Genomic DNA, 23,003 nt, shown 5'->3' with positions numbered 1-23,003 from the left:
TGGTTAATTATATGTGACATGGAAAATTTCCGTCTCCAGTATCCACTTTAGATTTTCTTCAATAGAAAGTAAGTTCAAAGTAGTTAATGAAGTTATCACTAGTTATAGTGAGATAATTCAGTTAAATTATCATCGAATTTAGAATGGAATTGAAGTAAATCAATGTGTAGGAAAGTTATTAGGAGGTTAGTATGGCCATACCGGCATATATATGGTTGCAAGATGATGGTGGTGCAGACATTAAGGGATCTGTCGATGTACAAAATCGCGAGGGTAGCATTGAAATCCTGAGTTTTAACCATAGTCTATATATTCCCACTGATAGTAGTACAGGAAAACTAACGGGTACCAGAGTACATGGTTCAATGAGTTTCGAAAAAGAATTTGATCGGGCATCTCCATACCTATATAAAGCTGTTGCCACTGGACAGACGTTACAATCTGCCAATATCAAGTGGTACAGAATAGACGATGCAGGTCAGGAAGAGGAGTATTTTCATATCCTTATGAGCGGAGTGAAAATTGTTTCAATTTCTCCAGTAATGCATAATATAAAAGATCCATCTTACCAACACCTTAATCATCTAGAATCCGTTGAAATCAGATACGAGAAAATTACGTGGAAATACCTTGACGGTAATATCATTTACTCTGATTCGTGGAAAGAGCGCTAATAAATAACGCCGGAATATCCGGCATTTTACCGAAGTCTATTAAAGATCCGACTGGCGATTTTGTGTATAATTAGAGCTATCATTAAGAGTGCAAAGATGTCTATAAACAATTCAATCCAGCTATCCTCGTAATTTCCTCCTAACCAACCCAAATTTATCCTGTTCAGGAAACGTTCTACCATACGGTACACCTGATAAACAGCCAAGTTTAACGGAGTAATGAGCCGGAACGCTAGCAGTGCGATCAACAGGCATAGTAAATAACCAAAAAAGCTAAGAAACTTTACACGCACCAAAATTTGTATTCCCCGTAACATCAACTCTACCGTATGCCATCAATGAGCTGCCCGGTACTTTAAACTTATGGGTACGGAGCAGAGCGTTTCGCACGATATTAAAGTCAGAGACACGATAAAAGGTGATACATCCCCAAGACTCGCCGCTACCATTCGGACGCAATGGATGAAGACGAAATGCTCCGCGTCGAACACCGTTCACGAATATATAATCATTCATTGTCTGAAAACTATATAACCCAAACCATTGAGAATGATTAGTACCATGAATCATATCAAGAGCTGTGCCTCTGACTTGGTTCGCTATGCTACCAACCGGACGATCAACAATCCAATACTGACCTGGAGGAATTGCTGATTTCTCAATGTAAGAACATTCAGACTTGTTGACATATGGATCTTGACCAGAGAAAACGTCAAATATACCAACGCCATAACAATGAAATTTAGCCTTTCGTCCATTATCGGACAGGTCGTTATAATTCATCCTACAAATTTGCATGGTTATTCCCATATAATATATCTGCGAGTTGTATTCCAACCTGCAATTGATTAAATTACTATTTTTTCCATAGCGTATGTTTTCGTATGGTTGGACTTCAACGCTATCATAAAGTTCACTTTTTTCTAGAAAATCTCATATTAAATCAAACCACACATTACCAATCTTGCTAATCATTTTATCGGGGCTGTAATCCAGAACCGCCGAAATTTCCGTCATCCTTTCGAAGGAAAAGATGGCACATCCCCAAAGTTAATTGTATGATGAATACCTCACCGGAATTAGGAATTTCGTTATGTCGTTTCGTGAAGTACTGGTTATTGGTTGGCAGTACCTGCGAGCATTTGTTCTGATTTATTTGTGTTTGTTGACAGGCAATGCCATTTCTTCCTTATTACCCATCATTATTCCCGGCAGTATTATCGGCATGTTGATATTGTTCGTTTTATTGGCTCTCCAACTAATTCCTGCTCACTGGGCAAAACCAGGTTGTAGTCTGTTACTAAAAAATATGACTTTGCTGTTTCTGCCTATTGGCGTAGGCGTGATGAATTATTACGATCAACTCAGCCAACAGATAATTCCAATTGTTTTTTCATGCCTGATCAGTACCGCAATTGTTATGATTATCGTTGCTTGCAGTTCCCACTATGTTCATCGTGAACGTCCAATTATGGGTTCCGCATCAGAAATTAAGAGTGAACAACAGAGACAAGAGAAATAAAAATGTTAAGTCACATTTGGTGGTCACTGCCATTAACATTGATTGTATTCTACACCGCAAGAAAACTTTCACTACGATGCAAAATTCCCATTCTGAACCCCTTATTGGTTTCTATCGCCATCATTATTCCAATATTGTTGATAACCCACACTCCTTATGAACACTATTTTGCCGGCAGCCGAATTCTAAATGATCTACTCCAACCCGCCGTGGTTGCGCTGGCATTTCCTTTATATGAGCAGCTACATCAGATCCGTGCCCAATGGAAATCCATTATCAGCATCTGTTTTATTGGCAGTATTGTCGCTATGGTAACAGGCACTGCTATTGCCTTGTGGATGGGCGCAACGCCTGAAATGGCCGCTTCGATATTACCTAAATCCGTCACCACGCCAATAGCAATGGCAGTAGCAGATGCCATTGGCGGTATTCCGGCAATCAGCGCTGCTTGCGTCATTTTTGTCGGCATTCTCGGGGCAATATTTGGTCACAACCTGTTCGATCTCTTACAGGTAAAAACCAAAGCATCCCGCGGCTTGGCAATGGGAACGGCATCACATGCTTTGGGTACTGCCCGCTGTGCAGAGGTCAATTTTGTTGAAGGCGCATACAGCTCATTGGCATTGATGACCTGCGGTATCATTACTTCACTAACAGCCCCCTTTATATTCCCGGTGCTGTTATACCTATTTAGCTAGTTTAGCTGTTAGGAAATTTGATATTAATCGCTTGATTATCCACTTCAATTACATAAGTCTCATTCATCTATATGACATTTATCACATTACAAATCTAATCAGACAACTTAGAATGATTCTTAAGTTAATTCGGAGATCACACTATGCAAGCTCGTTTTCACCCTATTTGGGTACAACTACCTGCTAAACTACAGGATGCACTTTTACCTTATGCAGGAAACAATGACTTTCCTGCCATGCTTACTGCTGAACAAGCTGAGTCTATTAAGAAAGCCTGCGGTTTTGATGACAATACCCTGGCTGTCGCCCTGTTACCACTCGCAGCGGCATGTTCCCTGACACCAATATCACATTTCAATGTTGGTGCCATTGCCCGCGGTAAAAGCGGAAATCTCTATTTTGGCGCTAATATGGAATTTGCTGGCGTGCCACTACAGCAAACGATTCATGCTGAACAATGTGCGATTACTCACGCCTGGTTATTGGGCGAGAAAAAACTGGCATCTGTGACTGTGAATTACTCTCCGTGCGGCCATTGCCGTCAATTTATGAATGAACTTAATAGTGGCACCCAATTAGAGATTCACCTACCAAAGCAGGTACCTTCAACATTAGGTCATTATCTGCCAGATTCTTTTGGCCCAAACGATCTGGGCATCAAGACGTTGTTGATGGACCCGGTTAATCATGGTTATAAACTAGAAACCACGGATAAATTAGTCCTGACTGCATTAGATGCAGCAAACCAGAGCTATGCCCCATACAGTAATTCCTACAGTGGCATTGCGCTTTTAGGAAAAGATGGAAAAATTTATCCCGGGCGTTATGCAGAAAATGCCGCATTTAACCCAAGCTTACCCCCATTACAAGCAGCGCTGATTCTGATGAACATTTCTGGTGGTGATTTCTTGGCTATCGACAGAGCTGTGTTGGTTGAGGAAAAAAACTGTGATTTATCCCAACGAAGTGCAACTCAATCCATACTTGCTACGCTCGGTTGCAGCAAATTTGATTACTACACTTTCTAAATTCAGTGGAAAATTCATTTTTCCCTCTATCTACATAGAGGGTTTTCCGCTATAAAAAACAATTACCGTAACATTTTATTAGCCAAATCTGGATGTTATCTCTCATTTTTACTCATAATACCTCTAATTAAGTAACATTTGCTGTACATATTTTTCCTATCTCTTAGGATCTGTAGTTAACCTTGTTATCCATTTAGTTCAAAGAGTAAGATTCATGGAACTGGAACACGAAAGTAAACGTCCACTATATATTCCCCATGCTGGCCCAATTCTGTTGGAATTCCCCTTGCTGAATAAAGGCAGCGCTTTTACTAAAGAAGAACGCAGCAATTTTAATCTTTACGGTTTATTACCGGAAGCAGTCGAAACCATCGAAGAACAAGCTGAACGTGCTTATCGACAATATCTTGATTTCAAAAATGACGCAGATAAGCACATTTATCTGCGAAATATTCAGGACACTAACGAAACCCTGTTCTACCGCCTGCTGGATGCACATTTGAACGAAATGATGCCAATCATCTACACGCCAACCGTTGGTGAAGCTTGTGAGCACTTTTCCGATATTTACCGCCGTGCCCGTGGCCTGTTTATCTCATATCCAAACAAAGCACATATTGATGATATGCTGCAAAATGCGACCAAACAAAATGTAAAAGTCATCGTGGTTACCGATGGTGAACGTATCCTTGGTTTGGGCGACCAAGGCATTGGCGGCATGGGTATTCCTATCGGCAAGCTCTCTTTATATACCGCCTGCGGTGGCATCAGCCCGGCTTATACACTGCCAGTCGTTCTGGATGTCGGCACTAACAACCCGCAACGCCTGAATGACCCGTTATATATGGGCTGGCGTCATCCGCGTATCACGGGTAAAGAATATGATGAATTCGTAGACGAATTTATTCAGGCTGTTAAACGCCGCTGGCCAAATGTGCTGCTGCAATTTGAAGATTTTGCACAAAAAAATGCCATGCCTCTACTTGACCGTTATCGCCACGAGCTTTGTTGCTTTAATGATGATATTCAAGGAACCGCCGCCGTTACGTTAGGTAGCTTAATTGCCGCTAGCCGCGCGGCTGGCCGTCAGTTAAAAGATCAAACAGTTACCTTCCTTGGCGCGGGTTCCGCCGGTTGCGGCATTGCAGAACAGATCGTCGCCCAGATGAAATCCGAAGGTTTAAGTGAAGAACAGGCTCGTGCCCGTATTTTCATGGTTGACCGTTTCGGTTTATTGACAGACAAACTGCCAAATCTATTGGATTTCCAGAATAAGCTGGTACAGAAAAGCGACTCATTGACTCAATGGGATGTGAACAGCGATGCCATTTCGTTGCTTGATGTTGTCCGTAATGCTAAACCGACGGTATTGATTGGTGTTTCAGGCCAGTCAGGTTTGTTTACAGAAGAGATCATCCGTGAAATGCATCAACACTGTGAACGTCCAATCGTCATGCCGTTATCGAATCCAACTTCCCGCGTTGAAGCTCGCCCTGAAGATATCATCAACTGGACAGATGGCACCGCCTTGGTTGCGACAGGTAGCCCGTTTAATCCGGTAAAATATAAAGATCAGGAATATCCAATCGCTCAATGTAACAACGCCTATATCTTCCCCGGAATTGGTCTGGGTGTCATTGCATCAGGGGCTAAACTGGTTACTGACAGTATGCTGATGGCAGCAAGCCGAACACTGGCGGATTGTTCACCCTTAGCCCAACAAGGTCAAGGTCCGTTATTGCCACTTATTGATGATATTCAGGAAGTGTCACGTAAAATTGCTAAACAAGTCGCCAAAGAAGCACAAATACAGGGCGTTGCCACTGTTACCTCGGATGGCGCACTGGATGAAGCGATTGAACGCAACTTTTGGAAACCTGAATATCGCGTGTATAAACGTACTTCATTCTGATTCTTATCGCTAAAAATATGCAAAAAGCCTGTTAGTTTACTTTTACTATCAGGCTTTTTTCTTACCATCAGTCTAATACGGACTTGCCGTTTAACGGAGTCAAAGATACTCCTCAATCTGAAAAGCTAATATGCACAAAGCAACAATAAGCACCTCATCAGACCCACTACGGCTAAAAAAGGCCAAAGAGAAAACTTGCTTAGAAATTTCAGGTAAAGTAGCCTTTTACAAATTCAGTAACTAATGTGTACAAAAAGGCAAAAGCATGTGGAAGCGCCTGATAACTGGTCTGTTATTCATCACAGGGATGCTGATATTGACAGCTATTGCACTTGACCGCTGGATTAGCTGGAAAACAGCCCCCTATATCTTTGATGATCTTAAACGACTTCCTGAACGGGAAGTAGGTATAGTGCTTGGTACGTCTAAATATTACCTTTCTGGCGCACCAAATCAGTACTATATGTACCGTATTCAGGGAGCCGTTAACGCTTATAACAGCGACAAAATCAAATATTTATTACTTAGTGGTGACAACGCTCAGCAAAGTTATAACGAACCAGTCACCATGCGCAGAGATTTGGTAAAAGCGGGTATTCCCGCTGCAAATATCGTACTGGATTTTGCTGGTTTCAGAACGCTTGACTCAATAGTCAGAACTCGGAAGGTTTTTAACACCAACGACTTCACGATTATTACTCAACGATTTCATTGTGAACGAGCACTGTTTATCGCTATGCATATGGGAATTACCGCTCAATGTTATGCGGTTTCTACACCCAAAAATATGATTACTGTTCGATTACGTGAAATCATTGCCCGCCTTGGTGCCCTGACTGATCTTTATATTCTGAAACGCGAACCTCGTTTCTTAGGCCCGTTGATCCCTATTCCCGCTCCGCATAAGATACCAAAAGGTATGACTGATTACCCCGCCGTCACTCCGGAAGAATTACGGACAATGGATAAAACCCAACTTAATCCGACCGGGCCAACATCGCCGTCATCTCACGCCACCGCTGTTCTACCGGCCCTTGTGGGTAACGGCGTAACCACCAGCATGAAAACAGAATATTCACCGCCCAAATAGGAAGAATAAATGCAAGTAATTCCAAACGGCTAAATTGACCAAAAAACCCAAGATGATAAAACAACAGAGTACAAATTAGGGTTTGTAGCAAATAATTACTCATCGCCATTCGTCCAACCTGACTGAGCCAGTAATTAATTCGCCAGCATGAAATAACCGGCCAGAAACCATATATCAAAGCCATATAGCCCAGTGCCTGAAATGGCGTTACCAACTCAGCAAGGATATAACCGATAATACCTGACCAAAAGTAATCCCAATTATGGATATACTGGAGCGCGACAGAGAATATCTGAACAGCAACACTGAGAGGTATCAGCAATAGCGCCACATTTCGATAATGGCTCACTGAAAATTCGCCTTTTAGCCAACCATTACGCACTAATCCCGCACCACATAACATAATACCGATAAGCTGCCAGCCATACTGAACAAACAGCATGACCATCATCAACATAACCTGATTAAAACGCTCTTTTACTGCCAGCCACCCACCAGACGTTTTCCAATATGTTTCGTATAACACATGGAATTCCGTCGTCTGCCAAGAAACATCATTAGATTCGCCGCTGGAAAGAAAGCCAAGAATAAACAATAGCGCTAATCCGATCAGATAAAAAATAGCGCCTTTCATAAATAACTTGCTGCTGGCGCTATTTTGGCTAATCAATTGAAAGCTGAAAAAACCGGCCAAACTATAAGAGAGTAAAATATCGCCATCCCAAAATAGGATGCCATGCCCCACTCCAATTAGAGCAAGTATAGTTAATCGTGGGTAATTCCAGATTTTGCCCCTTGGTAATAGCAGTTCCAAGGTCGCACCAAATAAGAAAGCCAAAATACACAAGAACTTTCCCTGAACAAAAACGCTAAGTACAGACCAGACCAGCAAATCAGTTAAAGAAGCAGAACCATTATATGCCGGATTTAAATAAGCGGCGGATGGCAAAGCAAAACCGGAGATATTGAGCAGCAATATCCCCAGTATTGCCAGACCACGAATACTATCCAGTGAGTCAATTCTCTGGCAGGCCATTCTTATATCCCGATGTAAAAATTACACATGACGAGTCGTGCGTAAAAACTCTTGACGGGTATTTTGGCTAGATTTAAACAATCCACCCAGAGAAGTTGTTGTCGTGGTACTGGTTGCATCACGGATACCTCTCGCTTTCACACAGTAATGGACCGCATCAATCGATACAGCAACATTATTGGTGCCAAGCAGTGTCTGTAATGCAATCAGGATCTGTTGGGTCAGACGTTCCTGTACCTGTGGACGCTGCGAAAAAAATTGCACAATACGGTTAATCTTAGATAACCCAATGACTTTATCTTTTGGAATATAGGCAACCGTCGCCTTGCCATCAATGGTTACAAAATGGTGTTCGCAGGTGCTGGTTAGTGTGATATCACGCACCGTCACCATTTCATCCACTCTCATTTTATTTTCTATCAACGTGATTTTTGGGAAATTACTGTAGTCCAACCCGGAAAAAATCTCATCGACGTACATTTTTGCAATACGACTGGGGGTTTCTGCCAAACTGTCATCACGCAAATCGAGATTCAACAGTTTCATAATTTCCGTCATATGCTCCTCAATACGCGCTTTGCGCACTTCCGGCACCAACGCCTGACCACGCAAAGGCGTTTCAAGACCACGAGCTTCCAGCGCCGAATGCACAAGTTCAGCTTCTTTACTTAAGGATGACATTATTTTCTCCAAAGATATTACTTTTCATCATCTGGCGGGTAGTAAAATGGATGGATATTCGAGTCATGAAGACCATAACCGAAACAATTCACTACTAACAGGTAACTATTACCCACACTGTAAATGAGCACGTGGTGATTATCCAGTGATTGCTTTTCATAATTATATGAATTTTTTACCCATGCCCCTCACTGGTCGGTTTATTCCTGTTACAAACCAATAACCCGGCAATGACCAAGCTAATCAATGCGACATATAACGCAGGCTCCAATCTCCCGGTTATTGCGGTAGAAACTGCTGACAGCATCGGCCCAATAAGCTGTCCGACCGCATATCCGGTGGTTAATAACCCGGCCATATAACGACTATGTTCTGGTGCTAATTCACGCCCATACTGAAACGCCATTTGCACCACACACATAAAACCACCACCAACCAACAAAGAGCTTAGTGCCAGACCACCGATTCCCGGAATGATCTCAGCGATAAGAATGCCCACGGCCTGAATCCATAAAGTGATCGCAAGCCGGATTTGCGTTGTCAGCATATGACGGGCCAGAATAGCAAAACCGATGCCGATGACTGCGGCAGCACCAAATACTGGCCAGACAAACTGAGCAAACAAGCTGCCGGGGAAACGATCACTTGCCATTTGCGAAAGAAAAGTCGCAGGTAAAATATAACCAAACCCCGCTAAGCTGTAACTCCATACCAACCGCTTAATTGCAGGCGTCAAAGTCAGTTTCTTTACCTCGGCCTGTGAACTGTGTAGCTCACCACGACGGGGCAAATGCCGACTAATATAGATACTACAAATCAGTGCCAAAATGCCATATAACAGCCACGCTGCGGAGGCGCTCACTTGCCATGCTTGAATACCAATAGCAAGGATACCAGTAACGAATATCCCGACTCCCGGCCCCGCAAATATAGCGGCACTCAACGCAGGACGATTCAATCTAGCCAACTGTTCATTGGCCCATGATGCTACCAATACCAATGTCCAGCCACTTGCCCAACCAATAAAAAAACGGGCAATACTGTGCAATATCGCCCCATACAGTAGCGCAGAGAACAGCGTGATAATCACCGCTCCCCATAATCCGGCCCAAAGCCGATATTCAATCAAACGGCGCGACCGCATCGCATCATAGGAACCAGCCAGATATCCCAGATAGTTAAAAGCTGCAACGATACCTGCCCCAGTCAGACTAAACTGGTATTCTGCAATCATTAAAGGCACTTGAGGAGTGAAGGCAGTACGCCCAATTCCCATCGCGACGACCAGCGCCAAAAATCCACTCATTGCGATATGAAAAGCTAGGTAACGGTGACTTTGTTGAGGAGAAGTTGAATTGTTCATAGCCATAAAATATTATTTTTTTAATTTATTTCTCATAAGCCATAACAGAAATCAAATACAACATATACTTTTAATTAACAAATTCCCCAGAAAAACGTAAATTATTTCTGCCCATAATTAAAAAATCAGTAAGCAATTAATTACAGTATCTGGAATATCAACGTATACCCGTCATCTTTCAAGTTGCCTCTTTGTTGGCTGCACTGACTCACCCCATTCACATAGTTACCTATGTTACCTATGTTACCTATGCTCCCGGGGATTCGCTCCCTTGCCGTCGCGAAGCATCTTGAAATCTATAAGGTATATATGAATTTTCGTACTCTGCTCCACTTATTTACTTTACCTCTAATAAGTTACCTCATTAAGGTTAAATCGAGTTTTACAACACAACATGAGCTGAATTAGTCAGACTTCCACACAATATTGTCCACACAATAATGCCAAAATGGTACTAACAAACCTATCTATAAGAGATATGATTCATCATGTTATGTACAAATATTAATAAGGAGCATTTTTATGTATAAAGCATTTCAAGGTAAGACAGCCATTGTAACCGGTGGTGGAACCGGTATAGGACGGGCTATCAGTATTATGCTGGCAAAACAAGGTGCTGCTGTCGCAGTGATCTATTCACAAAGCGAACTTGAAGCGCGGGAAACAACAGAAACCATTATCAAGGATGGGGGGCAAGCTATCGCGATAAAAGCGGATGTTGCCGACGAATCGGCTGTGCAGGCAATGATAAACACCGTCGTGGAAACATTTAGCGGGATCGACTATCTGGTGAATAACGCGGCGACAACCAGACAACTTCAATTTGACGATCTTGATGCCATATCTAGCGATATTTGGGATACCATTATTGATGTTAATGTGAAAGGCACATTTTATTGTTGCCGGTATGCGGTGCCTTATCTTAAAGCAAGAACGGGGAGTGCTATCGTGAATGTCGGTAGTATCGCTGGCGAAACAGGTTTGGGTTCTTGTATCCCCTACGCCGCTTCAAAATCAGCGGTTCACGGACTGACAAAATCCTTAGCTCGAGCACTAGCTCCATCGGTCAGGGTTAACTGCGTAGCGCCAGGTGCCGTTGAAACAAGATGGTGGAAAGGGAGAGAAGAGAAAATGCATACACTTTGCACTTATTTGCCCTTAGAAAGAATTTCAACGCCAGAAGATGTTGCAGAAATAACCTTGATGCTGTTAAACGCAGAATCGATGACAGGACAAATTATAACAGTTGACAGTGGTCAAACCTTATAAGCGCTTACTCGCTTTCTAACCTGGCTATGACAACAGCAGATTTCCTAATGCCAGGTTAATCATCATGTTCTATACCCGTTATCTTTCAAGTCGCGGCGTTTTGGATAACCAACACCACGCCGCGTGTATGGGACATACGATCAAAGTCAAATATCACTCACACACATGATGATCTCTGCCATAATGCCACTAATGAAAAACCTTATCTGGGAGCATCATTATGGATCACTGTCATACCTCTGGATTGATCTCTTTGCAGCAGGCGTTGGAAAAACTTCTGACCCAAGTTACACCACTGACTGACACAGAAACTGTCAGCCTCCTGCAAACGTCAGGACGCATCACTGCAACAAATATTATTTCTCCTATCAATGTGCCCCCCTTTGCTAACTCAGCAATGGATGGTTATGCCGTACGCCATGCCGATTTAAATGGCAATAAACCACTGCCTCTGGCAGGAAAGGCGTTGGCAGGCGCACCTTTTCAAGGAGAATGGCCGATTGCAACTTGTATCCGTATTATGACTGGCGCACCGATTCCCTCGGGTGCTGATACGGTCATTATGCAGGAACACGCAGAAATTACTGATGACGGTATCGTTTTTACTCAACCAGCCAAACAAGGTCAGAATATCCGGCTGGCTGGCGAAGATATTACTAAAGGTGCGGTGGTACTACCGGCAGGCAGTAAATTATCCACCGCTCAGCTACCCTTGATTGCATCTTTAGGTATCACCGACGTTGAAGTGGCTCGCAAATTGAAAGTCGCCATTTTCTCGACGGGTGATGAGCTACAAGCTATCGGTCATCCACTTAAGGAAGGGCAAATTTATGATACCAACCGTCTTGCCGTTCGACTGATGCTAGAGAAGCTGGATTGCGACATTATTGATTTAGGCGTTATTGCAGACAATCCCCAGGTTTTACGCCATGTTTTCGCACAAGCAGATCAAAAAGCTGATGTAGTCATCGGCAGTGGTGGCGTTTCTGTAGGTGAAGCAGACTACACTAAGCAGATACTGGATGAATTAGGCGAAATCAGTTTCTGGAAACTGGCCATTAAACCGGGTAAACCTTTCGCTTTTGGCAAACTAAAAAACTCTTGGTTCTGTGGTCTGCCCGGTAATCCAGTTTCAGCCGTTCTCACTTTCTATCAATTAGTTCAACCTTTAATCGCGCGTCTATCTGGTTTTACGGCATGGCAACCCCCTATGCGTATGTGCGCCAAAGTCACTACGTCATTGAAAAAGACACCGGGAAGAATGGATTTTCAACGGGGCATTGTTTCGGTGAATGAACAAGGTGAACTAGAAGTTCGTACGACAGGACATCAAGGCTCTCATATATTTAGTTCATTCAGTCAGGGGAACTGCTTCATTGTTCTGGAGCGTGAACGCGGGCGGGTAGAAATTGGTGAAAATGTTGAAATCGAACTGTTTAATCACTTACTGAAAAATGAATAATGGCCATTGAACTAACAGACATAGAAACCCTACGCTATAACCGTCAGATTGTTCTACATGGGTTTGATTTTGACGGTCAGGAAAAATTAAAATCTTCAACAATCCTGATAGTCGGTGCGGGTGGTTTAGGTTGCGCAGCATCCCAATATTTGACCGCAGCAGGTGTGGGAACAATAACATTACTGGATTTTGATACCGTTTCTCTCTCGAACCTGCAACGGCAGATCCTACATCGAGATGAACGTATCGGCATGGCTAAGGTGCATTCAGCCCAGTTGACGCTCCGGGCAATAAACCCGCATGTCACGATTAAAACCGTTAATGGATTACTGGAAGATCAGGCGCTAGATGAACTTATCAGCCAGAATGATGCTGTCTTGGATTGTACTGATAATGTGGCAATCCGCGAACAACTGAACCGCTCGTGTCTGGCAAGGAAAACGCCTCTGATTTCAGGCTCAGCTATTCGCATGGAAGGACAACTCACTACATTTACTTATCAGCCAAACGACCCCTGCTACCGTTGCCTGAGCAGACTGTTTGGCGAAAACAATCTAACATGTGTAGAAACAGGAGTTATGGCACCATTGGTAGGTACCATCGGTACATTGCAAGCAATGGAAACCATCAAACTCCTTACTGGGTATGGCAAAGTCAGCAGCGGAAAGATTTTACTGTTTGATGCAATGACGATGCAATTTCGTGATATTAAATTACTCAAAGATCCTAATTGCGAAGTGTGCAGCAGTTAATCTATCCACCGATGGAAATAACAAGCAATAACACGCCCCGGTTATCTCAACCAGGGCGATTTATCTCATAAGATTATTACTCAGCAATTCCCTGGCTTCTCAAATACTCATCATAAGTACCTTTGAAATCAATGACCTTATCAGATTTAATTTCCATAACTCGGCTTGCCAATGAGCTAACAAATTCCCGATCATGAGAAACAAATATCAAAGTACCTTTATACAATTCAAGCGCAAGGTTCAGGGATTCAATGGATTCCATATCCAAGTGGTTTGTTGGTTCATCCATTATCAGAATATTTGGCTGTTGCATCATCAATTTACCAAATAGCATCCGCCCTTTTTCACCACCCGATAACACTTTGACTTTTTTCTTAATGTCATCCTGGCTGAACAACAAACGTCCTAATACGCTACGAACAGCTTGTTCATCATCCCCTTCTCGCTTCCATTGGCTCATCCAATCAAAAACCGTCAGATCGCAGTCAAAATCACTGGCATGATCCTGAGCATAGTAACCAATGCTACTATTTTCAGACCATTTAACTGTGCCACTATTTGGCTCTGTCTCACCAACCAATGTTTTCAGGAAGGTCGTTTTACCGATACCGTTAGCACCGATAACCGCTATTTTCTCGCCAACTTCCAGCAAAAGATTGAGATTTTTAAACAGAGGACCATTGTCATAACCTTTAGTCAAACCTTCCAATTCCAGAGCATTACGGAACAATTTCTTATCCTGCTCAAAACGGATATAGGGATTCTGACGGCTGGATGCTTTAACTTCTTCCAACTGGATTTTATCAATCTGACGAGCACGGGAAGTCGCCTGTTTTGATTTAGAAGCATTAGCGCTAAAACGGCTGACAAAAGACTGTAATTCCGCAATCTGCGCCTTCTTCTTCGCATTATCCGCTACCAGACGCTCACGGGCTTGAGTAGCGGCAACCATATATTCATCATAATTACCGGGGAACAGACGCAACTCGCCATAATCAAGATCGGCCATATGAGTACAAACTGTATTCAGGAAATGACGATCATGGGAAATAATGATCATGGTGCTATTTCGTTCATTCAGTATTTGCTCTAACCAACGAATCGTATCGATATCCAGGTTGTTCGTTGGTTCATCCAATAACAGAACATCAGGATTAGAAAACAGCGCTTGAGCCAGCAATACACGTAATTTCCAGCCTGGTGCCACTTCGCTCATCAAACCGTAATGCTGTTCTACTGGAATACCAACGCCTAGCAACAACTCTCCGGCACGCGCTTCGGCACTATAGCCATCCATCTCGCCATAAGCGACTTCCAGATCCGCAACGCGATAGCCATCCTCTTCGCTCATTTCTGCCATCGCATAGATGCGGTCACGCTCCTGCTTTACCTGCCACAGTTCCGTGTGCCCCATAATCACGGTATCCAACACCGTGTACTCTTCAAAAGCAAACTGATCCTGACGCAGTTTACCAATACGCTCATTGGGATCGGTGCTGACATTACCGCCAGTGGGTGCCAGATCACCCCCCAGAATTTTCATAAAAGTGGATTTACCAGAACCATTAGCGCCAATCAGACCATAACGGTTACCGTTGCCAAACTTGACAGAAATGTTTTCAAACAGGGGTTTACTGCCAAATTGCATGGTGATGTTGTTTGTACTTAACACTGCATTCGCTCTTACATTTAGAAACAAAAGGGAAATCGGAAAAATCAATAGCGGCGCATTATGCCACAACAAGGTTAAGAGATCGCGGGAAGTTTTGAGCGTTATTCGAGCTAATTAAAGATGCATACATGAGGCTACATTGTCATGTCAGAGACACATAATATATGTAGCACAATGTAATTCGCATCAGCATTCAGTTATAAGAGATGAATGATGATAGAAATAGTCCAAGTCCCATTTCACCAGCCAATTGATCCCTATTTGATTAACTTCCTGAAAAAAACTACCCGTTCTGTTTCTATAAATCCAAGAGACAAATGAAGAGCCAATGATTCTTCATTATTTATATCAGCATCTGATACCATTTCAGTGCATCCATGATCTTTAGCCCAATTTTTAATATGAGTGATAAGACGAGTCGCTAAACCCTTTCTTCTTAATTCCGGGGAAATATAGATCCCTTCAAGGTAAGCGACGGGTGAGGAATTGCATCCATTAACATATTCAAAACGCAGTGAAGCCTCTGCAAAACCGCAAAAATCACCTAAATCCGATTGGATCATAAAAGCAATCTGGTTATCAGAATTCAAAATCGAGTTCATTTCTTCGCGATGTCTTTCTTCTGATGCCGTGGGCCATAATGCACTCCGCAAATACAACCACTCATTAAAATTATGGCTGTTACTCACTACAATCTGATAGAGATTATTTTCCAATTGAATACATGATGATTGCTGATGTTTATTATCCATTTTTGACTCAGACATTTTTTCCTATTTAATTCATATCGTACTGCAAATTCATTCACTAAAACAGACTTAAAATTTTAGGAGCAGCCCCGGCATCCCAAGGCGCTCCTCCAACTCAAAGGCTTGCTTGCAAGATCTGGCGGCTAATATCTAACGTAATGTCTCTATTTTCACCCAATTGAGTCATACCGTGAACTTCCAATTGTCTCACCACCCGCTCAATGTCATCAATACCAAGGTTGTAATCCGACAAACGGGTCTGAATTCCTAAATCCTCGAAGAAACTGCGAGTATATGCAATAGCTTGATCAATCCGCTGTTCTTCCTCTCCACTGGTAATTCCCCAAACACGCTCACCATACTGCAACAGTTTGGCGCGTTTGCTTTCCCGGCAGATTTGCAAAGTAGCCGGCAGGATAATCGCCAACGTTCGTGCATGATCGATATCGTAAAGCGCAGTTAATTCATGGCCGATGAAATGTGTGGACCAATCCTGCGGCACACCCGCACCAATTAAGCCATTGAGAGCCAAAGTCGCGACCCACATCAAATTGGCACGAATCTCGTAATTATCCGGGGCGTTTATCACCTGAGGACCTATTTCAATCAATATCTGCAATAGCCCCTCAGCAAACCGATCCTGCACCATACCGTTGACCGGATAAGTCAAATACTGTTCCATAATGTGTGCGAAAGCATCAACCACCCCATTAGCTACCTGACGTAATGGAAGAGTATAGGTCTTCGTTGGGTCCATAATGGAGAATTGGGGAAAAACAAACGGACTCATAAAATCCCGCTTAGCTTGCTTCGCCTTATTGGTAATCACCGAACTATTGTTCATCTCTGAACCCGTCGCGGGTAGCGTCAAAACGGTGCCAAACGGCAGAGCACTCTGAACAAGAGATCCCCCCTCTTCCAAAATACGCCAAGGCTCTCCTTCAAAATTCACCGCTGCCGCCACAAATTTAGTGCCATCAATCACAGAACCACCACCGACAGCAAGCAAGAAATCCACTTCACTATTGCGTATCAATTCAACCGCTTTCATCAAAGTTTCGTAAGTCGGGTTAGCTTCAATACCACCAAACTCTTGGATAGTTCTATTAGCCAACGCACTCCTGACTTCATCCAACGTTCCGGTTTTTTCAGCACTGCTACCGCCATAGAGAATCAGTACCCGCGCATCCCGTGGCACCAAGTTATCAAGACGGCTAATAGTCTCTTTGCCAAAAACGATTTTAGTTGGGTTGTAATATTTAAAATTTCTCACAACTACCTCGCTGTATAGGTCGAATATGACCCTTTAATATGTCTAGTAGCATTTAATTATCAGGGCCGACACGGACGACTAACTTGCCAAAATTACGGCCTTGTAACAGGCCAATAAACGCCTCTGGAGCATTTTCCAAACCTGACACTACTTCTTCACGATATTTTATCTTGCCATCATCAAACCATGCGGACATATCACGTAAGAATTCATCAAAACGCCGAGTATAGTTATCAGTAACAATGAATCCTTCCATCCGAATTCGCTTCCGCAGTAGTTTATTCATCAACAAAAACAAGCGATCTGGCCCTTCTGGAAGGTTAGTGGAATTGTAGTAAGACACCATTCCACAAACCGGAACACGTGCAAAGTCATTCAGTAACGGCAAAACAGCGTCAAATACCTTGCCGCCCACATTTTCAAAATAAATATCAATCCCCTTCGAACAAACCTTACACAACTGTTCTGCAAAGTCTGGAGCATGGTGGTCAAGGCAAACATCGAATCCTAATACATCAACAGCATGGCGACACTTTTCTGCACTACCCGCTACGCCAACGACATAACAACCTTTAAGCTTGCCGATCTGACCAACCGTTGCACCAACCGGACCCGTTGCCGCAGCAACAACTAATGTTTCACCAGCCTTGGGTTGACCGATATCCAACAGCCCGGTATAAGCAGTAAGGCCAGGCATACCGAACAACCCTAATTGGTAGGATGGGTGAACAGGCGATTGGCCTAAGTTGAGAAGGCCGCTACCATCGGAAACGGCATAATCCTGCCAACCGCTATATGCCAGTACCCAATCACCCACCTGATATCTCCGATGATTTGAAGACACAACCCGACTCACTGTTGCACCAACCATAACGCTATCAAGCTCTACCGGTGGCACATAAGATGGTTCATCACTCATTCGCCCACGCATGTAAGGATCTAGCGAAAGAAAAACACTGCGTAACAGCAATTCTTTCTCCTTTATCTCAGGAATAGATTGCTGTTCCAGACGAAAATTGGTCAGTGTCGGGGAACCATGCGGACGTGAAGCCAAGACGATACGGCGATTTATTTGTTGTGTTTGAAACATTCATCTTCTCCTTCAACATTAAAAGTCAGTATCATTGGGATACCAAAAGTAGACCAGTCGTCTAATCATTAGGTATAAAAAAACACTGATGAATAGTGACTTCCAACAGTGTTTTTATTCGCTATGCATTCAATAATCGCTTCGTGGTAGCCATAGCACTTTGTAACGGTGCGCTACTCTGGGTGATCTTTGCCATCAGGCTAGCCCCTAACCAAGTCTGATATAACGCTTCAGCCAGCGGAAAAGCCTCCTCAACAGAACAGTCCAATCCCCCCTCATGGACAATGCTTTCCACGACAGAGGCAAGTCGCATAACAATACTCTTGGTCCCATTCTCCAACACCAAGCGCATCGCTATAGATAGATCACTCACCTCAGCACCGAGCTTAACTGCCAAACACTTTTGCCCACAAACAGTACCGTCTTCTAACGGCTCCAACCAACCTTGCCAGTACTGCATTAAATTCTCTTTCGCTGTCCATTCCTTACGCGCCATGACGTTATCCATCCTTTCGAGATGGTGCGTAAAGTAATCTTCAAGCATAGCGGCACCAAATGCATCTTTCGACGCGAAATAATGGTAAAACGAGCCTTTCGGCACTTCTGCCGCTTTTAAAATTTCATTAAGTCCGACGGCTGAAAAGCCTTTACATCCAATAATTTGCTGGGCAATGTCCAGGATGTGCTGACGGATATCTTGGGGATTTCTATTCATTTGCATAAACATAACTTATACTGAATTAGACCAGTCGTCTATAATTTAAAACGAAAATTTTCAGTCGGCAAAAAAATTAGGAAATTCCCTGCTAACACCACTTGCGACCCGTTTCTTACTGATTTAAGCGTCACTCTAAAGCGCATGTTACACCGGCAACTTATCAATAGAATAATACGTCATTAAAAATAAACTGCTTTGATTTTTTACTTTTAATAAAACTGCAACAAGCTTCCTGTTGGTACTCTGAATGACAAAACGATATCGTGATATGATTTAATTTGATTCAGAATGTGCTCTCAAATCAGACACGAAGAAGAAAACAAGAAAAATCAATAATGCCACACCGCAAATAAATATATTAATGACCAATGACATTACATTTATAACAATTTCATTTTTTTATAATATTTTCATCAAGGGTGTAATAGTCCCTATAGTTAATATAATATTACTCACTATCCAAATATCTGTTAATCAATAAATCAGCAAACTTATTAGCAATAAGAAAGACTTATAAAATTAGTGCGTTTATCGCTACTCAAAATAAATACAATCTGTTACTCATTTATACTCATTCAATATTACAATGCATTAACATTTCATCAATATAATGATGCATTAATGTTCAAAAAAACAATAAAATTATTATTAATTCATCATAGACTTAGCAACCTATTTTTATTTGCCATTATAGTTGTTTTATATATTAGTTATTAAAAACATAGACATATTTTATCATCTACATCTACGTTTTTAAGTACAAAAATATAATTAACCGGTTGTTATTTTATAATAAAATACAAAGAGTAAAAAAATTGACTTTTATCTGAGAGAAAAGGTATCTTAAAAAACATCGAGGCAAAATAAAGATTTTAATCTACACCATTTAATAAATAGTTTGTTTTTAATTTCGATCTTTTAAAAGGATAAAAATTATTAAGAACAATAATAAAATGGTGGTAGCAATAAGTAAAAAGACTGAGATATAAAAAGATTGAAATTCAGGAAATATAAAGAAATGGAATTCTAATAAGAAGTAAAAATAAGCTATCAAATATAGCTAAGAAGGTTGGTTCCATCCCAAGTTATTTTATATAACCATAACCGGTTGAATTAAAATCTTGGAATTTAATAATTATACTTTTAAAATCAATTACAAGAGGTAATATCATGTCAGAGATCGAAGCAATTTCCTTAAAAGCACCAATCAGCGTTATTGCAAAAGTAACTAACAAATCACCATATAAACTTAAACTTATTCAGGATTCTATCCGTTTGGATCAAGGTGAGTGGACCACTCTTCCTCCTCAAGTAATTAATAGAAGCCATGATAACACACCTGGAAAAGCGATTTGGAGAAGTGATTCAAACAGCCTGTTAGGTGGTGTTGCAGGACGTTGTACCTATGTATTTGTAGATAGCAAAGGCGAAATCTATAGTATCTATATTACATGGAACAATCCTTTGATTGGCAGCAGCAGCTACTCAATCTCAACCGATTATTTAGGTGATGATTTACACTTATCCTATACAGCGGATGGCGGTAACAATCCAATAGTAGAATATATGATTGTAAGCTAATATTTAACCATTAATATTAACAACCATTCCTGTGATAAAATATTTAAATAAATATTTATGCAACAGGAATGGTTTATTTATTTCTAGAAGCAATATCTGTATCTACCTTAATAAAAGGTGAATGCTGATTATTTCTCTCATTTCTATATCATCCTCTCTTTCATTAAAGTGGATCGTATCTCCATTTTGGCTAATATAATTAACTCAACCTGATTCAAATAGTGATTTCTAGCCACTATATTTAATTCTCTTATCAGCTCAAGTTTTATTTTTTGGTTCCTTATTTACACATTACAATGATATTGCTTTTTCACTATGAAATTGATGTTAATATGTTTTTACAGATGGTGCTCGATAAGCATCAAAACGATCGAGTAAGATGGCAGGATCTTGCTCAATTATTGCCATATGACGATACTTTTCATGCAAGAATTGTTCATCAGCCATTTTATTAATCATAGCAATGAGTGGATCATAAAAGTTATTAATATTAAGAATACCGCAAGGTTTCGTATGTAACCCAATCTGACTCCAGGTAAATACCTCGCTAAACTCTTCTAACGTACCAAAACCACCAGGTAAAGCAACAAAACCATCAGCCAACTCAATCATTTTGTTTTTACGCTGATGCATAGTTTCGACAACGTATAATTCAGTCAGATTTTTATGTGATATTTCCCGGGCTTCCAATAATGTTGGAATAACACCAATTACTTTCCCGCCTTCTGATAAAACCGTATTAGCAACAGTTCCCATAATACCTACACTGGCACCACCATAAATGAGCGTAAGATTACGTTTAACCAATTCCTTTGCGAAGATAATGACATTTTCCTTATAGATTTCAGATATACCCAAACTTGAACCACAATAAACAGCAATACTTTTCATTATCTCAGCTCCTGTCACTTTATCTTCACATGAAAATCAAGATTATACGTTAATATCACCATCATACAACTCACTTATAAAACTGATACCAAGCAAAGTAAGAATGGTTTTTTCATATTCAATATATTAGCATTAATCATAACTTATACTTAATTATTATGATATGAAATTAAATATCAATCAGATTGCAATAAATACCTTTGTTACTTGTGATCCCTAAATTACCAACATATTAAAATACAATGAAGATTTATATCAGAATTATATTTCAACAATAAAATTTAATTTCACTATAACCATATAATATAATCTAATAAATTAAAAATATTTCGCTAAAATTATATTCTCTAAACCTATTGAGTTATCTACGTTTCACTGCGAAGATTATCGGTCAGATCACTTGATTTTAATTGAGGTTTTGCCCGGATGTCTTCTTCCAAGCTCCAAAAGAGTGCCTTTCCATTAATACCTGTAATACTGTTATTGCTTGCCATGACATCAATTCAGAGCGGTGCTTCTCTTGCCAAGACACTATTTCCGGTCATCGGTGCACCGGGTGTTACCGCACTGCGCCTAGGTCTTGGTACTATCATTCTGTTTATTATTTTTAAACCCTGGCGTCTGCGTTTTAGCCGAAAATCAATCATGCCACTGCTTACATATGGTATTGCTCTTGGCGCAATGAATTACACATTCTATATGGCACTGGCAACTATTCCTTTAGGCATTGCCGTGGCTCTTGAATTTACCGGCCCATTGGCTGTAGCAATGTTCTCATCACGCCGACCAATAGATTTTCTTTGGGTGGCATTGGTTATCGCTGGCTTAGCTTTCCTGCTGCCCATTGGCAGTAATAATATTGATAGTTTAGATCCCATAGGGATTATTTACGCACTCAGCGCGGGTGTTTGCTGGGCACTGTATATTATTTTCGGCCAACGCGCTGGTGCAGGTCATGGTGCAGCAACTGTATCTATTGGTTCATTTATCGCTGCTATGATATTTTTCCCTGTCGGTTTGATACAAACAGGGCCAGAACTATTATTTGATATGTCCATTCTCCCTCTGGCACTGGCAATTGCGATTCTGTCTACTGCATTCCCGTATACACTGGAAATGATTGCTCTGACTCGTTTACCTGCACAGACATTTGGTACTCTGATGAGCCTTGAACCTGCGCTAGGTGCGTTATCTGGTATTGTGTTTCTGAATGAACATTTGACTATAACTCAATGGCTGGCACTGCTCTGCATTATTTTTGCCTCCATTGGTTCTACGTCAACGATAAAAGGAAAACCCAAAATCACCGAAGTCGATTAATCATTTTATTTAATCAAGATAAAATGGAAACCGGAGTAATAGCGTTATTCTCCGGTTTTTTATAAATAAAAAAACTCATTCATGATTAAATCACCTATACAAATTCACCTAATAAATTATTATATTTTTCAATATTACTCTAAGAATTTCATCGTAAATATTTTCCTATAAAAATTAACTATTGATTTAATAGGAATAAACTATATGATTTAAGACTAATAT

Annotated in this window: 21 protein-coding genes; 11 read left to right on the top strand and 10 right to left on the bottom strand. The window is 41.3% G+C overall.

The annotated features are described in order from the left end of the window. Positions 1-191 precede the first annotated feature (191 nt). Positions 192-674, top strand: coding sequence for an Hcp family type VI secretion system effector (locus tag EAE91_RS15165; protein ID WP_214089227.1), 483 nt, complete (start codon positions 192-194; stop codon positions 672-674). A 273-nt stretch (positions 675-947) separates the two neighbouring features. On the opposite strand, the gene EAE91_RS15160 is transcribed toward EAE91_RS15165, so the two are convergent. Then, positions 948-1,472, bottom strand: coding sequence for a DUF2778 domain-containing protein (locus tag EAE91_RS15160; RefSeq protein ID WP_041380015.1), 525 nt, complete (start codon positions 1,470-1,472; stop codon positions 948-950). A gap of 295 nt (positions 1,473-1,767) precedes the next feature. Between EAE91_RS15160 and EAE91_RS15155 the strand changes: the two genes are divergently transcribed. From EAE91_RS15155 to sanA, 5 genes are all read left to right on the top strand, one after another. After that, positions 1,768-2,196: a CidA/LrgA family protein gene (locus EAE91_RS15155; protein WP_214089226.1), complete on the top strand. Its 429-nt coding sequence runs from the start codon at positions 1,768-1,770 to the stop codon at positions 2,194-2,196. 2 nt (positions 2,197-2,198) lie between these two features. Beyond that, positions 2,199-2,894, top strand: a complete 696-nt coding sequence (locus EAE91_RS15150) for a CidB/LrgB family autolysis modulator (protein ID WP_214089225.1) — start codon at positions 2,199-2,201, stop codon at positions 2,892-2,894. A gap of 143 nt (positions 2,895-3,037) precedes the next feature. Further along, a complete protein-coding gene (cdd, locus tag EAE91_RS15145) occupies positions 3,038-3,922 on the top strand; it encodes a cytidine deaminase (RefSeq protein ID WP_214089224.1) in 885 nt (294 codons plus the stop codon). 214 nt (positions 3,923-4,136) lie between these two features. After that, positions 4,137-5,834, top strand: coding sequence for an NAD-dependent malic enzyme (locus tag EAE91_RS15140; protein ID WP_214089223.1), 1,698 nt, complete (start codon positions 4,137-4,139; stop codon positions 5,832-5,834). 265 nt (positions 5,835-6,099) lie between these two features. Beyond that, positions 6,100-6,924 carry an outer membrane permeability protein SanA gene (gene sanA, locus EAE91_RS15135; protein ID WP_244868867.1) on the top strand — a complete coding sequence of 275 codons (825 nt, stop codon included), beginning with the start codon at positions 6,100-6,102 and terminating at the stop codon, positions 6,922-6,924. On the opposite strand, the gene yeiB is transcribed toward sanA, so the two are convergent. The 3 genes from yeiB to EAE91_RS15120 form a co-directional block, all read right to left on the bottom strand. Beyond that, the gene (yeiB, locus tag EAE91_RS15130) at positions 6,812-7,960 is read right to left on the bottom strand and encodes a DUF418 domain-containing protein YeiB (protein ID WP_214089222.1); all 1,149 of its coding nucleotides are present in this window, start codon (positions 7,958-7,960) and stop codon (positions 6,812-6,814) included. The two genes, sanA and yeiB, sit on opposite strands and share 113 nt — an antisense overlap. A 21-nt stretch (positions 7,961-7,981) precedes the next feature. Next, positions 7,982-8,641, bottom strand: coding sequence for a GTP cyclohydrolase I FolE (gene folE / locus EAE91_RS15125; protein ID WP_049583451.1), 660 nt, complete (start codon positions 8,639-8,641; stop codon positions 7,982-7,984). Between the two features lie 175 nt (positions 8,642-8,816). Further along, positions 8,817-10,004 (bottom strand): YbfB/YjiJ family MFS transporter, encoded by a 1,188-nt coding sequence (locus tag EAE91_RS15120; protein WP_214089244.1) that lies wholly within the window; start codon positions 10,002-10,004, stop codon positions 8,817-8,819. 522 nt (positions 10,005-10,526) lie between these two features. Between EAE91_RS15120 and EAE91_RS15115 the strand changes: the two genes are divergently transcribed. The 3 genes from EAE91_RS15115 to moeB all read left to right on the top strand — a co-directional run bounded on the left by EAE91_RS15115 (position 10,527) and on the right by moeB (position 13,487). Next, entirely contained in the window at positions 10,527-11,273 is a 747-nt protein-coding gene (locus EAE91_RS15115; RefSeq protein ID WP_214089221.1) for an SDR family NAD(P)-dependent oxidoreductase, read from the top strand. A 220-nt stretch (positions 11,274-11,493) separates the two neighbouring features. Then, positions 11,494-12,735, top strand: coding sequence for a molybdopterin molybdotransferase MoeA (moeA, locus tag EAE91_RS15110; protein ID WP_214089220.1), 1,242 nt, complete (start codon positions 11,494-11,496; stop codon positions 12,733-12,735). Beyond that, on the top strand, positions 12,735-13,487 hold the full coding sequence (gene moeB, locus EAE91_RS15105; protein WP_214089219.1) for a molybdopterin-synthase adenylyltransferase MoeB: 753 nt from the start codon (positions 12,735-12,737) through the stop codon (positions 13,485-13,487). Before moeA ends, moeB begins: the two co-directional genes overlap by 1 nt. Positions 13,488-13,563: 76 nt before the next feature. Here moeB and EAE91_RS15100 read toward each other — a convergent pair whose 3' ends face one another. The 5 genes from EAE91_RS15100 to EAE91_RS15080 all read right to left on the bottom strand — a co-directional run bounded on the left by EAE91_RS15100 (position 13,564) and on the right by EAE91_RS15080 (position 18,992). Continuing rightward, positions 13,564-15,159: an ABC-F family ATPase gene (locus tag EAE91_RS15100; RefSeq protein WP_214089218.1), complete on the bottom strand. Its 1,596-nt coding sequence runs from the start codon at positions 15,157-15,159 to the stop codon at positions 13,564-13,566. A 257-nt stretch (positions 15,160-15,416) separates the two neighbouring features. Further along, positions 15,417-15,911, bottom strand: coding sequence for an aminoglycoside 6'-N-acetyltransferase (aac(6'), locus tag EAE91_RS15095; RefSeq protein ID WP_214089217.1), 495 nt, complete (start codon positions 15,909-15,911; stop codon positions 15,417-15,419). Positions 15,912-16,023: 112 nt separating this feature from the next. Beyond that, a complete protein-coding gene (locus EAE91_RS15090) occupies positions 16,024-17,181 on the bottom strand; it encodes an iron-containing alcohol dehydrogenase (protein WP_214089216.1) in 1,158 nt (385 codons plus the stop codon). A 52-nt stretch (positions 17,182-17,233) separates the two neighbouring features. Next, positions 17,234-18,271: an NADP-dependent oxidoreductase gene (locus EAE91_RS15085; RefSeq protein ID WP_214089215.1), complete on the bottom strand. Its 1,038-nt coding sequence runs from the start codon at positions 18,269-18,271 to the stop codon at positions 17,234-17,236. Positions 18,272-18,392: 121 nt separating this feature from the next. Continuing rightward, positions 18,393-18,992: a TetR/AcrR family transcriptional regulator gene (locus tag EAE91_RS15080; RefSeq protein WP_244868866.1), complete on the bottom strand. Its 600-nt coding sequence runs from the start codon at positions 18,990-18,992 to the stop codon at positions 18,393-18,395. 1,167 nt (positions 18,993-20,159) lie between these two features. Between EAE91_RS15080 and EAE91_RS15075 the strand changes: the two genes are divergently transcribed. Further along, a complete protein-coding gene (locus tag EAE91_RS15075; RefSeq protein ID WP_214089214.1) occupies positions 20,160-20,570 on the top strand; it encodes a toxin in 411 nt (136 codons plus the stop codon). 327 nt (positions 20,571-20,897) lie between these two features. Here EAE91_RS15075 and EAE91_RS15070 read toward each other — a convergent pair whose 3' ends face one another. Further along, positions 20,898-21,461, bottom strand: coding sequence for an LOG family protein (locus EAE91_RS15070; RefSeq protein ID WP_214089213.1), 564 nt, complete (start codon positions 21,459-21,461; stop codon positions 20,898-20,900). Positions 21,462-21,887: 426 nt separating this feature from the next. Between EAE91_RS15070 and rhtA the strand changes: the two genes are divergently transcribed. Further along, complete coding sequence (rhtA, locus tag EAE91_RS15065; protein ID WP_214089212.1) at positions 21,888-22,781, top strand: threonine/homoserine exporter RhtA; 894 nt, start codon at positions 21,888-21,890, stop codon at positions 22,779-22,781. Positions 22,782-23,003 lie beyond the last annotated feature (222 nt).

The sequence above is a fragment of the Photorhabdus noenieputensis genome, from assembly GCF_018448935.1.
Taxonomy (GTDB): domain Bacteria; phylum Pseudomonadota; class Gammaproteobacteria; order Enterobacterales; family Enterobacteriaceae; genus Photorhabdus; species Photorhabdus noenieputensis.
Note: the sequence above shows the minus strand (reverse complement) of the source record. Positions and strands in the feature narration are given on the sequence as shown.